Source organism: Gammaproteobacteria bacterium, assembly GCA_036381015.1.
Taxonomy (GTDB): domain Bacteria; phylum Pseudomonadota; class Gammaproteobacteria; order Steroidobacterales; family Rariloculaceae; genus ZC4RG20.
In genome coordinates this window covers 215,223-229,014 of the sequence record DASVDR010000029.1, presented here as the reverse complement: position 1 = coordinate 229,014, position 13,792 = coordinate 215,223, and the positions used below count along the sequence as shown (strand labels likewise).

Here is a 13,792-nt window from a genome sequence, read left to right as displayed (position 1 = left end):
GGCGTATTTGCCGCGGCCTCTTTGAAGCAGCACGATGGATACACGGCGCTCGCCCTCATAGGGGTTTCCGCGGCGTATTTGCCGCGGCCTCATTGAAGCGCGCTCATCCGGGCCCGCGAGGGCTCCGTGTATCAAGGTTTCCGCGGCGTATTTGCCGCGGCCTCATTGAAGCCCGCATAGCCGTTGCGGACGGATACGACTTTCGCCTGTTTCCGCGGCGTATTTGCCGCGGCCTCATTGAAGCAACCCGTCGGCGCTCTGCTTCGACGAGCTCCACGCGGTTTCCGCGGCGTATTTGCCGCGGCCTCATTGAAGCTCGGGGCACACACGAGCCGCATGAGCACACGCGAGTGTTTCCGCGGCGTATTTGCCGCGGCCTCATTGAAGCGGCCCGTGCATTTGTACTCATCCACATCGAGCCCGTAGTTTCCGCGGCGTATTTGCCGCGGCCTCATTGAAGCCCGCTGATGTACGACAGGTAATCCTTTTGCGTTCGCGGGTTTCCGCGGCGTATTTGCCGCGGCCTCATTGAAGCGAAGTCGAAGCGAAACGGATTCACGGCGCGGATGACGGTTTCCGCGGCGTATTTGCCGCGGCCTCATTGAAGCTGCTCGTGCTTCGCAGAAGACCCGCCGCCCGAATACGGTTTCCGCGGCGTATTTGCCGCGGCCTCATTGAAGCAATACATACGTCGTCGCTCTTGAATCTCTCGATCGGGTTTCCGCGGCGTATTTGCCGCGGCCTCATTGAAGCGGCGAGCTCCAACCGCCGCGCATCACGCCGAGCGCAGTTTCCGCGGCGTATTTGCCGCGGCCTCATTGAAGCCAGATCGTTGATTACGTCCCGCTCCGCGAGCACGAGGTTTCCGCGGCGTATTTGCCGCGGCCTCATTGAAGCAGCTGAAAAATCAGCGTGAGCGGCTGCGGATTCGGCGGTTTCCGCGGCGTATTTGCCGCGGCCTCATTGAAGCCAGCCATCAGGTGTATTCGCAGACGATCGAGGCCGAGTTTCCGCGGCGTATTTGCCGCGGCCTCATTGAAGCACTGGACGTGCGCCTTTTTCTCGCTGCGCGCCGCGAGGTTTCCGCGGCGTATTTGCCGCGGCCTCATTGAAGCGTCGCGCCCCAGTAGATCATATGTCCCCACACCCCGGTTTCCGCGGCGTATTTGCCGCGGCCTCATTGAAGCCAATGCCCGATGTCGCAGTGCAAGGATCGGGAGCAGGTTTCCGCGGCGTATTTGCCGCGGCCTCATTGAAGCGGGACGATCGGTGCGTCGCCGTTGAGCCGAACACCGGTTTCCGCGGCGTATTTGCCGCGGCCTCATTGAAGCGTGACGAACGAAGTCCGTGCAGCTCCAGACCACGCGAAGGTTTCCGCGGCGTATTTGCCGCGGCCTCATTGAAGCCGCGCCTGATTCGCGAGCGGCAGCATGTGCCAGTAGGTTTCCGCGGCGTATTTGCCGCGGCCTCATTGAAGCCTGGCCGTGACCGCAGCGCTCTTAGGGCTGCACCCTGCGTTTCCGCGGCGTATTTGCCGCGGCCTCATTGAAGCCGGACATTCGGAAGGTCTCGATGGCCCAGGATTTCAGTTTCCGCGGCGTATTTGCCGCGGCCTCATTGAAGCTGAGGAACAGCATGGACATAGAAAAGTTCACCGACTGTTTCCGCGGCGTATTTGCCGCGGCCTCATTGAAGCGAGATCATCTGCTCGAGCGAGCGGATCGCGCCCTCGGTTTCCGCGGCGTATTTGCCGCGGCCTCATTGAAGCGCGATCGTCCCGTCCGTCGAATCGACCGCCACGTCGTTTCCGCGGCGTATTTGCCGCGGCCTCATTGAAGCGCCCCCGCTCACGCTGACGACGATGCGCTCGAACTCGTTTCCGCGGCGTATTTGCCGCGGCCTCATTGAAGCGGATCGGCCTTGGCTCTACGCTTCGACCAATCTCGAGTTTCCGCGGCGTATTTGCCGCGGCCTCATTGAAGCGCCCCCCATCGTTGGCAGCCCTTGCGCTGCTCGTGTGTTTCCGCGGCGTATTTGCCGCGGCCTCATTGAAGCGATTCCGCGAGCGCAGGACAGTCGCGCGTCGTCGGCGTTTCCGCGGCGTATTTGCCGCGGCCTCATTGAAGCGTGCTCATCCGGCGCAACAACGGGGCGGACCAAGGTGTTTCCGCGGCGTATTTGCCGCGGCCTCATTGAAGCTTCTCGGGTTGGGTGGAGAGAAGCACCGATGGAAAGGTTTCCGCGGCGTATTTGCCGCGGCCTCATTGAAGCGAATAGGCCGAATCGGTGAACCGGAACATCGTGAGTTTCCGCGGCGTATTTGCCGCGGCCTCATTGAAGCTCCGCCTTCTTCGAGCCGGTCTCTTTCGCGGCCCGCGTTTCCGCGGCGTATTTGCCGCGGCCTCATTGAAGCTTGTTATGGAGCCGACTTTTTCGCTCGCCGGCGGCCGGTTTCCGCGGCGTATTTGCCGCGGCCTCATTGAAGCTCGAGGATCGCGCCGAGGCGTCGCGCGTCGCCGTTCAGTTTCCGCGGCGTATTTGCCGCGGCCTCATTGAAGCCGTTGCACAGCGGCACTGGAAGACCCGACTCGAGGTTCCACCCGACCAACGCGGCATCACGCCCGTTTCGTTCCCGCTGGCGGCCCCGAAGGGCTCTTACGAGCCGCTGTGGGCGACTTGGCTGCGCTCGCCGGCGGCCGCGCCTCCTCGATGACCTGGCCGATTGCGTCGAGGACGCGCTTGGCAGAGCGGCTCCAGTCGAAGAAGGACGCCCTCTCTAGCGCCCGGCTCCGCAGTTGCGCGCGCAGCTCATCGTCCTTCAAAACAAGGCGCATCTTCTCGGCGAAATCGTGCCAGGAATACGGGTCGGCCATGAGGGCGGCGCCCGCGGTGATCTCCGGACAGGCGCCAGTCCGCGATACCACCGTGGGACAGCCGCACGTCATCGCCTCGACCAAGGACATCGCAAAGCTCTCGTAGAACGATGGGAGCACGAAGAGATCGGCAAGCGTCAGGAAAGCGGGCAGCTCGTCATGCGGAATGAAATCCATGAACCGAATCTTGGCGAAATCCTGGTGCTTGAAGCCGCGATGAAGCAGAAACTCTTCCACTCGCCGGCCGCCGATGACCAGCTCGTGCGGTATTTCGTCGCGGATTTGCGCGAATGCGCGCACTGTCGTCTCGACGTTCTTCCCCGGGAAGAAGCTGCGCGAGTTATCGAGGCCCGGGTGGTCGACGCGGGTCAGCGTGAAGATGAACGGCTCCGTCAGGCCGTACTTCGCGCGCGCCCGCTGCAGCGCAGCCGGGTCCTCCACTCTTCGGATGTAACTCCTCGGTGCCGGATACGTAACCGTCGTGTTGTCGAACGGGTGCCTGATGTATTTCCGGCATTCGTCGACCACGAACTGGGAGATCGGAAACAGGTGCTTCGATCTCTTGATATAGATCGGAAGCATCGTCTTCATGTAGGTCCTGTCGAACGGTTCGTAGTGCTCAGGCCACGTCCACCAGGCCGGCTCGTGCAGGCCCATCACGACGGGGCAGTGGCTCACGAGCGGCACGCTGAACTTCGGGTTGAAGATGACGCTCGCGTTTTCTTTCCACGCGTAGTAGGGAACCGCGACTTGATCCCAAAGAAACTTGTGCGGAGCGCGGATGAGCTTTTCCTCGGCGTTCGGATATTCGGAGAATCTGCCGAAGAACTTGGGAGTTCGATAAAGGAGAAGAAAGGAGGTCTCCGGTGCCTCGCGCAGCATGTTCTCCACCAAACCCATGATGATGGACTGGTGGCCGCTATCCTGGTCCATCGCGCGCATCATGACCGCGATTCGCGAGTGCTTCGGAGCGTCGACCACGGTCTGGCCTCTCCCTGATCTTTCCCTGATCTCGCTGAGGTGTGCAACCGTCCTGCGGGCACGGCTCGGCAAGACTTATGCTACCCGGGATGCTACCCCGCAACTATCCATACCTGATGCTTCGAGGGACGAGGGACGCGCACAAGCGAGCCTGCCGGAACGTGTTCACGGTCTTTCCCGGCACGCATCAGGCATTGGCGTTTACGGGACACCGCAGTAGAAACAGACAGAAAATCAGAGAATTCCCGATATTCGAGGAGTGCGGATTCGGCGACACCCGACCGAGCGGCCGCACGGATCGCGATGCCGGCCGAGCTCTCGAGCAACGCGGAGCACGTCTGGCGCTAGGGGATCTCCCCCTATCCTTCCTTTGCTTCGCGTCGAGATCCCGGTACTGTACCGACGACCTGCTGTTGCGAAGCGGCCGAGGAGCGCTCGGCATGACGTTCCTTTGATGTTCCTTTCTCATTGCGAGCGTGCTCGGCAAAGTCCGCGAGCTAAGATGATCGCACGCGCACGAACGGCGATCGCGGCGCTTGCGCTTGCAGCGACGCTGGCCGGTCCGGCGGCCTCGCAGCAGGCGCCGGCGATGCGCGGCGACGGTCCGCCGCCGGCGCCAAAGGCTTTCAGCATCACGAGGATTGATCCTGCGCTCGATGCGATCGTCGCGCCGAACGCCGAGCTCGAGCTCATCGCGAGCGGCTTCGGTCTCAACGAAGGTCCGGTGTGGGTCCGAGAAGGCCGATCGGGTTATCTGCTCGTCGGCGGCCTGATCGACAACGTGATCTACAAGATCTCGGCCGACAAGCAGGTTTCCGTGTTTCTCGAGCAGGCCGGCTACACCGGCACGGACATCGAGCACGTGGGCGCGCAGACCCGGAGCGGCCGCTCGCACGTGCTCCTGATCGGACCGAGCTGCGCAAGCCTCGATTCCGTCGGCCGGCTCATCTGGTGCGCGGACAACGACCGCGCGTTGATGCGCCTCGAGAACGACGGGACGCGGACGGTGCTCTCGGGCGGCGCGAACGGCAAACGCTTCAGCGGCCCGAACGACATCGCCGTGACACACGACGACGCCGTTTACCTGACGGACAACGACTTCGGCCTGCGCGGCGCAGGGCGGAGCCCGGACAAGCAGATGCCGAACGGCATCTGGCTCGTCGAAGACGGCCGCTCGACGATGGTGCTGGACGCGGCGACGCTCGGCGGCATTCCGAACGGCATCGCACTCTCGCCGGACGAGCGGTATCTCTACGCCACGGCGGGTCGCAAGCTCATGCGCTACGAGGTGCAGCCGGACGGCACGCTCGGCGCGGGCATCGTGTTTGCCGAGGGGCCTGGCATCGGCGACGGTATGAAGGTCGATACGCTCGGCAACGTCTACTCCACGAGCGGCGCCGGGCCCGGCATCGTCCGGATCACGTCTCCGGCGGGAACGCTGCTCGGCTATCTCAACCTGCCGATCTACGGCGGCGAGCCGAAACGGCAGATCTGCGCGACGAACGTCGCGTTCGGCGACGCGGACGGGAAGAGCCTGTACATTACGGCCTGCGACGTCGTCTACCGAATCCGCCTCGAGGTCGCCGGCATCATGCCGGGGCCTGGGGGGTAAATCCGCGGGGAACGGAAGCCGATCGCGCCGGGAGACAACGGCGAAGAACCAAAAATAAAGCTCTTCGGGGGAAGAATGACGACAACCGAACGCAACTTGGCCGTTAGCACGCATCGGCGCCGCGCCGTCGTCGCGAGCACGGTAGGCACGACCATCGAGTGGTACGACTTCTTCCTGTACGGGACTGCCGCCGCGCTCGTATTCCCGGAGGTATTCTTCCCGAACGACACGCCGCTGCGAGGGGTGCTCCTCGCGTTCGCCACCCAGTTCGTCGGGTTCGCGGCGCGGCCGATTGGAGCCGTCATCTTCGGCCACCTCGGCGACCGCATCGGCCGCAAGGCGACGCTGATCTCCACGCTGATGCTCATGGGGATTGCGACGACGCTGATGGGCATGCTGCCGGGCTACGACACGATCGGAGTCGCCGCCCCGCTGTTGCTCGTGGCGTTGCGTATCGTGCAAGGCATCGGCGTCGGCGGCGAATGGGGCGGCTCCGTGCTGCTGTCGATGGAATGGGGGACGCAACGGCGACGCGGCCTCATGGCCAGCTGGCCGCAGGTCGGCGTGCCGCTCGGGCTGCTCCTGTCGACCGGAATGGTCAGCCTGTTCGGTCAAGTGGCCGGCGACGGATTCGGTACCTGGGGCTGGCGCGTGCCGTTCCTCTTGAGCACCGTGCTGATCGCGGTCGGCCTCTACGTTCGGCTCAAGGTGCTGGAGAGCCCGACTTTCAGCCAGCTGAAACGCGAGAACGCGGTGGTCAAGTTGCCGGTGTGGCAGGTCTTGAAGGAGCAGCCGCGCGAGGTGATCACGTCCGCGTTCGTGCGGTTGTCCGAGCAGGCCCCGTTCTACATCTTCGTCACGTTCGTGCTCACCTACGGCACCGATCACCTCGGCATGTCCAGGGACGCGCTGCTGAACGACACGCTCGTCGCGGCCACGGCCGGCCTGATCACCGTGCCGCTGTTCGGGCTCTTGTCCGACCTGATCGGCCGCCGCCTGATGTACGGCATCGGCATCGTCGGCCTGGCCATGTTCGCGTTCCCCTACTTCGGCATGCTGAATACCCAAGCTCCCGCACTCGTGCTGCTCGCGATCGTGATTTCGCTGCAGTTCCACGCGATGCAGTACGGGCCGCAGGCCGCGCTGATCGCCGAGAGCTTCGGTCCCTCTACGCGGTACAGCGGCGCGGGGCTCGGCTATCAGCTCGCGTCGGTCATCGCCGGCGGGCCCGCACCGCTCATCGCCACTGCGATCCTGAGCTCGACCGGATCGAGCACGTTGATCAGCGCCTATCTCGTCGGGTGCTGCATTCTCGCAATGGGCGCGCTGCTGCTGATGCCGCGCCGGGAAACCACGGCGGCGCCGTCCAAATTCGACGAGGCCGCGGACCGCGGCGCGATTGCAGAGGTCGAGCCGGCAGGCGCGTAGCGGCGGCGGCCGGGAAACGGTGTGGACACACTGCTCCGCGAGCTGCATGCGCCGTGCGCCGGCGTACGCGCGAGTTCGGCATCCCGCATCGCGCAGGCGCCGCCCCGGCGCCGCAGCTTATGGACATTTCGCGGCTCATGAACTAGAAGACGACATCCGGCAAACGATCGCGCGGCTCCGCGTCGCCGCGCGGAGTGCTTTTTTGGTTCGACACGAACCCGGGGGAGCAGCATTGACGAACACGACAACGCAGCAGATTTTCTCCGGCGGCCTCCTGATGGCGCTCGCGACGGCGCTCTCGGCGCCGGCGGCCGCGCAATCCTCCAGCTTGCCGCCGCTCGATCCGGCGGCCCTGCCCGCGACCGAGTCTTCGATTCCGCCGGGCATCTCCTGGTCCTCGCCGCCGCTCGGTGAAGGCCCGTTCCTGATCGAGTCGGCCGTGCCCGAGCACCGCGAGCTACGGGTCGTCGTCGTCGCGCGCGGCCTCGAGCAGCCGTGGTCGATCGCGTTTCTACCCGACGGCGCGACGCTCGTGACCGAGCGTCCCGGCCGTCTCCGGATCATCCGCGACGGCGTGCTGGACCCCGAGCCCGTCGCCGGCGTGCCGGAGGTGCACGCTGCCGGCCTCCAGGGCCTCATGGACGTCGTGCTGCATCCGGAGTTCGAGGAAAACCATTGGATCTACCTTTCCTATCATCGGCCCACCTCGGAGGGCGAGGGCGAGACCGTGCTCGGGCGCGGCCGCTGGACGGGCACGGCGCTCGACGACTTCGAGGTGATATTCGAGACCGGCGCCACCGGGACCGAGGCCTCGCGCATCGGCTTCGGGGCCGACGGTATGCTGTACATGACCGTCAGCGCGCCCGGCACCGGCCTCGGCGTGCTCCGTTCGCAGAAGCCCGACGATTACGCGGGAACGACGATCCGGCTCCACGACGACGGCCGCATACCCGACGACAACCCGTTCGTCGATAAGCCGGGCTGGCTCCCTGCGATCTACACGACGGGACACCGCAACGGCCACTCGATGACGCTCAATCCCTGGACCGGCGAGCTGTGGGTCACCGAGCAAGGGCCGAACGGCGGCGACGAGATCAACATTCTCGAAGCGGGCGCGAACTACGGCTGGCCTTATGTCAGCTACGGCCGCACGTACATGGGTCCCTCCGTCTCGAAGAATCCCTACCTCGAGGGCACCAAGCAGCCCGTCGTCTTTTGGGTTCCGTCGATTGCCGTCACCGGCATGACGTTTTATTCGGGGCGCGTGTTCACCGAGTGGGAGCGGAATGTGTTCGTCGGCGGTTTACGCGAAGGCGAAACGCCGCGTACAGGGCAACTGCAGCGCATTCAGTTCAACGAGAACTGGCAGGAAATTCGACGCGAGCCGATGCTGCGCGAGCTCAAGCAGCGCATCCGCGACGTCCGCGAAGGCCCCGACGGCCTGCTCTATGTGCTGACGGGCGAGCGGGAGGGCGCCGTGCTCAGAATCGAGCCGCGCGAGTGAGCTCTCGCGGTGCTTGCTCTCTTCTTGATCGCATAGGCCCGGTCGCGACAAAATCCAGATAAACTAGCCTTCCCATTCGTGGCGAGCGCCTTTGTCCGACACCGGGACAAGCACGGTGCCGAGCTCGATCGGGCGTTCTATTCGACTACAGCGGCAAGGATGAAGGGATAACCATGGACATGTCACACAAGATTCTGAGGTCGGCAGTTGCCGCTGCCACCGTTGCCAGCTTGGCTGCGCCGGCGTTCGCGCACCATGGTTTCGGCCGTTTCGAGATGGAAGTCAACGAGGAATGGTCCGGAACCCTCACCAAGATGAACCTGGTGAACCCGCACTCCTACATGGAGCTCGACACGGTCGACGAGAACGGCAAGACGGTGCACATGCGCTGCGAAATGCGCGCCGCGACCCTGATCAGGCGCTCCGGTTGGTCCATCGACATGTTCAAGGTCGGCGCGCACGTGGAGATCGAAGGTCACCCGCACCGCGATGATCCCGAAGCGTGCTACATCGAAAACTTCAAGATCGGCGATTCGGTCGAAATGAACCGAAACGATCAGCTAACGACGAGTCAGCCCGTCGATACGCACAATCGTCCACTGCGCCTGGCCGACGGCACGCTCAACCTCAGCGGTGACTGGGCCGTGGAGCAGCTCGTGCTGACCGTGCCCCCGAGCGGCGGTCGCGGCTCCATGATTCCCAAGCACCTGTCGCCGGATTTCGCCGCCGGCAAGATCACCCTGGAGGACGTGCGCGCCACGATGCCGCCGAGGCCGGAAGTCGTCTATACGGAACGAGGCCGGCAGGCGGCCGAGGCTTTCGACCGCCGGTCTCCGGAGGACAATCCGTGGTTCGCCTGCAAACCCACCAGCATCATCCGAGACTGGACGGCGGACTGGCCGATCAACCGTTTCGTGCAAAGAATCACGCCGGAAGGCGAAAAGGTCATCGACATCACCTATGGCCTGTACAACTTCCATCGCCGAATCCACATCGGTATGACCGAGCATCCGGAGAACCTCGAGCCGAGCTACGCCGGGCATTCGATCGGCAACTGGGAGGGCGACACGCTGGTGGTCGATACCATCGGCTTTGCCGAAGGCGTCCTGTCCCCGCCCACTCGCAGCAGCGAGCAGATGCACATCGTGGAGCGCTTCACGCTCGACACCGAAACGATGGCGCTGAAGCGTGAGTACACGGTCACCGATCCGGTCTATTTGGCGGCGCCCTACGAGAGCTACGACGTCATGTATCTCTCGGACGTGCCTTTCCAGGAGCAGCCCTGCAAGGAGATGACGCCGGAATTCCAGCAGGGTTGACGGCGCGGCGGCGTCGGATCGTACGGCCGATCTAAACGCCGCTCGCGGAAAGCGCCGCCCTCGAGAAGCGTCTCCGCGAGCGGCTCGGCTCCTTCAGCACGCCTCGCCCGGCGCGAGAATCCGATTCAGCGTCGCGGCGAGCCGCGCGGCAGCTTGTGCGAGCCGCACGCGCGTGATCGCGTCCGCGCGGTCGAGGTACGCGTCGTCGAGACGCACCGCCCCGCTCCGCGCTGCCGTGAACGCATACACCTGCGGACGCAGCGCGAGGCTTTCGGCCGCCCAAGTCGGGTACGGATCGTCGCCGGCGGCAACCACGAACAGGCGCACGAGCGGCTCGAGGCCGCGGGCATAGATCGGCTCCGGCAACCCGGCGAGCCGCAGGACGTCCGTATCCCAGAATCGATGCAGCGTGATCGTCTCGCCGCCGACGCGCACGTCGATCGTGTTGCCGCCGCGGTCCGACTCCCGGCCGACGTGAAGCGGCTGGTGCACGTCGACGACGAAGTGCACGAGAAATCTCAGCGCTTCGCGCTTGTCGGCGCGCGAGCCTGGCGCCGCGAGCCGCGCGGCGTGACGCTCGATGGCCCAGAGCACGTCGCCTTCCGGCGGGTGCACGAACGACGCGATCGAAGCGCCGTCCGCGATGTTCATGTAGTGCCAGGGACCGGTGTGCCGCCAGGCCTCGTCGTCGCGGATGCGGTCGGCCCAGACCCCGATCTCGCCGAGATCCTCGCCGCCCGCGAGGCTCTCGACGGCTGCCGCGGCCGCCGGGCAGAGCAGCGGCTCGGCAAGCCGCCCCGCGACCCTGTGCCCTTCCGGCCCGAACGCGAGAGCAGGGCCCGCGAGCGCCGCGGCGCCCGCCGACGCGACGAGCGCGAGCGCGAGCGTTTTGACGGCGCGTGCGCTCGCGCGCGCAAGGTCGACGCGACCGTCCATCGACATCAAGGCGCCTTTTCGGCGGGTTGCCGGAAAGCCGGGTCGACGCCGAAGCCGACACGCCCGAGGGTCTCGTCCATCAGCCGCAGCGTGCGCTGCAGCGCACCGTGATTGTCCTCCATCAGGCTGTGCGCGGCGTCGCCGGCGGCGCGCCGCAGATCGGGCCGGTCGAGGAAGAGCGCGACGGCGTCGGCAAGCTCGTCCGCGTCGGCGACCTGCCGCGCGGCGCCGCGTTCGAGCGCGAGCCGGCTGATCTCCTCGAAATGAAACATGTGCGGTCCGAAGATCACGGGCACGCGCACGGCGCAGGCCTCGAGAATGTTCTGGCCGCCGTGGCGTACGAGGCTGCCGCCGACGAACGCGACGTCGGAAGCGGCATAGAGCCGCTGAAGCTCTCCCATCGTGTCGCCGACGACGATGTCCACCTCCGCCCCGAGCTCCCGGTGCGCGAGGCTGCGGAGCGCGATCTCGTACCCGCGGCGCTCGCAGAGGCGCTCCACGCCGTCGAAGCGCTCCGGATGGCGCGGCACGAGGGCGAGCAGCAAGTCGGGGTGCGTCTGCCGCAGCTTCGCGAAGGCGTCGAGGACCTGCGCCTCCTCGCCCGCGTGCGTGCTCGCCGCGATCCATACCGGCCGATCTCGGCCCCACTGCTGCCGCACGGCCGCGCCTTCTTGCAGAAGGCTCTGCGGCAGCTCGACGTCGAACTTGAGGTTTCCGGTCACGTGGATTCGCTCGGCGGGCGCGCCGAGCAGGCGCAGCCGCTCGGCGTCGACCTCGGTCTGCGGGCAGATCAGGTCCGCGTTCTCGAGCATCCTGCGCGTCGTCCGCGGCGCGCGGAGATAGCCCCGTAGCGATGCCTGTGACACGCGCACGTTCACGAGGAAGAGCGGAATGCCCCGCTGCCGGCACGCGGCGAAAATGTTCGGCCAGAACTCGGTCTCCGCGATGACGGCGAGATCGGGCCGGATGCGGTCGAGGAAACGATGCACGGCGTCCGGCAGGTCGTACGGGACGTACGAGTGGCTCACGCGCTCGCCGAAGAGCTCCCGCACCTGCTCGGACCCCGTGGGCGTCATCGTCGTCACGTGGATGCGGTGCTCGGGATAGCGCTCGTCGAGCGCGACGATCAGGGCCGCGGACGAGCGCACCTCGCCGACCGACACGGCGTGCACCCAGATTACCCGCCGTCCCGGCACCGGCTCGACGAAGCCGAAGCGCTCGGGCCAGCGGTTCCAATAGGGGCGGTAGCGCAGTCCGCGCCAGATCAGATTCCACAGCGCGTAGGGGAGCAGGAGATAGGCGGCGACCGACCAGACGGTCACTCGCGGGCTCTCCCTTGGAGCGGCATGGACTCGAAGCGCGTCTCCACGGCCTGGCGAGCCGCGAAGTAGCGCCGGTAATCCTCGTCCCATGCGACACGCGAGTCCACGGCCCGCTCGAACTCGCCGGTGAGCCCGAGCAGAAGCTCGGCGGCCTCACGCACCGCGTGGCGCTCGGGGGGCGCCGCGGTCACGTAGTCCGCGAGGCCGCGCCGCGCGACGTGCTCGTGCAGCAGCGGGCTCGAGTCTCGCCTCACGAGGATCCTGACGCCGCAGCGGGCGGCCATCGCGAGATCGTTCACGTCGTCGAATACCGCGATCAGACGTTCCGGCGGCAGGCCGTGCTCGGCGCAGAGCGCGTCGAGCGCGTCGGGCTTGTTCTTGACGCCGGTGTAGAGCACGTGAAAGTGCTCGCGCGCCGCGAACGCGGCAGCGCCCCGGTTCTCCTCGCCGGTGATGATCGCGGCGATCGGCAGCCCGGCATGCGCCCGCCACATCGCGAACCGCAGCAAATTGACGCCCATCGAGTCCGCTTCGCTGAAGCCGCTCGCGCCGCCGTCGCCCTTCGCGCCCGTGTTGAAGACGCCGTCCCAGTCGAAGACGATTCCGCGCGCGGCCGCGGCCCGCTCCGCGAGCGCCGCGGCCGGCGTCAGAAACACGCCGCCGAGCGCCGCGAACGCCGTCTGCACGTCACTTACCGATGGCATCACGAAAAAAAGGTGTCGGACACCTTTTCCTCGACGAAGGGCTCGGGCCGGAAAAGGTGTCTGACACCTTTTTGGGTTAGCGCTGCGGACCGAGCAGGCCGAGGCGCACGAGATCCTGAATGTCGAGGATGCCGGCGGGCCGCTCGTCGTCGACGACGACGATGCTGTCGACCTGGAACTCCTTGAAGAGCTTCACCGCCTCGTTCAACAGGCTTTCCTTGCCGATCGTGACCGGGCTCTTCGTGAAGCCGATCTGGCCGAGCGTCTTGTCGAGAATCGACGGGCCGTCCTTCTGCAGGCGGCGGCGCAGGTCGCCGTCGGTGAAGACCCCCGCGACGGCGCCCGACTCGTCGACGACGGTGACGGCGCCGAGGCGCGATTGCGTCATGCCGACCATCGCCGCAGTCAGCGTGTCCGACGGCGAGCAGACCGGATTCTCCTCCCGAATCAGATCCTTGACCTTCACCGTCATGAGCTGCGTGTGCTCCCTGAACTGGGCCGTGCCGACCTCGGTCAGCGAGTTGTCGCAGAGGTGCTGCATCACGAGGAACGGCACCGTGCAGACGTGCACGCCGGCGAGCAGCGCCTGGCGCACGTGCTCGGCATGGCGCACGGAAGAGAACATGACCTTCGTGTCGTAGCCGTGCACCTCGACGACCTCGACGCACTGCTCGAACAGCTTGATCGCGTCGTGGCCCTGATCCTGGAGGCGCCCGGCGAGCGGGCAGACGAACGCGGCGCCGGCCTCCATCGCCATGTACGCCTGATTCAACGTGTAGATCAGATGCACGTTCACGCGGTGGCCGCGGTTCGTCAGCCGCTGGCACGCCTTCACGCCGGCGTTCGAGATCGGCACCTTGAACACGGGCTCGCGCTCGAGCCCCAGCCCGAGAATTCGCTCGGCCTCGGCGACGATCGCATCGGGCGTATCGCCGAGGGCCTCGACTTGAAGCTCCGGCACCATCCCGGAGAGCTTCACGATCGCGCCGTCGATGTCGGTGATGCCGTGACGGTGCATGAACGTCGGCGTCGTCGTCAGCCCCTTTACGAAGCCGAAATCGAAAGCCGCTTCGATTTCCTTGAAATCTACGGAGTCGAGATAAAGGTCCATGA

At 65.7% G+C, this 13,792-nt stretch carries 9 protein-coding genes and 1 CRISPR repeat array; of the genes, 4 read left to right on the top strand and 5 right to left on the bottom strand.

Annotated features, from left to right (window positions below):
- Positions 1-63: 63 nt before the first annotated feature.
- Positions 64-2,559: a CRISPR direct-repeat array (repeat unit 36 nt; unit sequence GTTTCCGCGGCGTATTTGCCGCGGCCTCATTGAAGC).
- Positions 2,560-2,615: 56 nt separating this feature from the next.
- On the bottom strand, positions 2,616-3,854 hold the full coding sequence (locus VF329_11650; protein HEX7081660.1) for a glycosyltransferase family 1 protein: 1,239 nt from the start codon (positions 3,852-3,854) through the stop codon (positions 2,616-2,618).
- A 502-nt stretch (positions 3,855-4,356) separates the two neighbouring features.
- Here VF329_11650 and VF329_11645 point away from each other — a divergent pair.
- From VF329_11645 to VF329_11630, 4 genes are all read left to right on the top strand, one after another.
- Positions 4,357-5,466 (top strand): SMP-30/gluconolactonase/LRE family protein, encoded by a 1,110-nt coding sequence (locus tag VF329_11645; GenBank protein ID HEX7081659.1) that lies wholly within the window; start codon positions 4,357-4,359, stop codon positions 5,464-5,466.
- A 75-nt stretch (positions 5,467-5,541) separates the two neighbouring features.
- The gene (locus VF329_11640) at positions 5,542-6,894 is read left to right on the top strand and encodes an MFS transporter (GenBank protein ID HEX7081658.1); all 1,353 of its coding nucleotides are present in this window, start codon (positions 5,542-5,544) and stop codon (positions 6,892-6,894) included.
- 232 nt (positions 6,895-7,126) lie between these two features.
- Positions 7,127-8,398: a PQQ-dependent sugar dehydrogenase gene (locus VF329_11635; GenBank protein ID HEX7081657.1), complete on the top strand. Its 1,272-nt coding sequence runs from the start codon at positions 7,127-7,129 to the stop codon at positions 8,396-8,398.
- Between the two features lie 179 nt (positions 8,399-8,577).
- Positions 8,578-9,717 carry a DUF6152 family protein gene (locus VF329_11630; GenBank protein HEX7081656.1) on the top strand — a complete coding sequence of 380 codons (1,140 nt, stop codon included), beginning with the start codon at positions 8,578-8,580 and terminating at the stop codon, positions 9,715-9,717.
- A gap of 93 nt (positions 9,718-9,810) precedes the next feature.
- Here VF329_11630 and VF329_11625 read toward each other — a convergent pair whose 3' ends face one another.
- The 4 genes from VF329_11625 to VF329_11610 form a co-directional block, all read right to left on the bottom strand.
- A complete protein-coding gene (locus VF329_11625; protein ID HEX7081655.1) occupies positions 9,811-10,659 on the bottom strand; it encodes a S1/P1 nuclease in 849 nt (282 codons plus the stop codon).
- On the bottom strand, positions 10,659-11,975 hold the full coding sequence (waaA, locus tag VF329_11620) for a lipid IV(A) 3-deoxy-D-manno-octulosonic acid transferase (GenBank protein HEX7081654.1): 1,317 nt from the start codon (positions 11,973-11,975) through the stop codon (positions 10,659-10,661). Before waaA ends, VF329_11625 begins: the two co-directional genes overlap by 1 nt.
- The gene (locus VF329_11615; GenBank protein ID HEX7081653.1) at positions 11,972-12,679 is read right to left on the bottom strand and encodes a phosphatase; all 708 of its coding nucleotides are present in this window, start codon (positions 12,677-12,679) and stop codon (positions 11,972-11,974) included. The genes waaA and VF329_11615 overlap by 4 nt, the downstream gene beginning before the upstream one ends.
- 76 nt (positions 12,680-12,755) lie before the next feature.
- Entirely contained in the window at positions 12,756-13,790 is a 1,035-nt protein-coding gene (locus VF329_11610; GenBank protein ID HEX7081652.1) for a transaldolase family protein, read from the bottom strand.
- Positions 13,791-13,792: the final 2 nt, after the last annotated feature.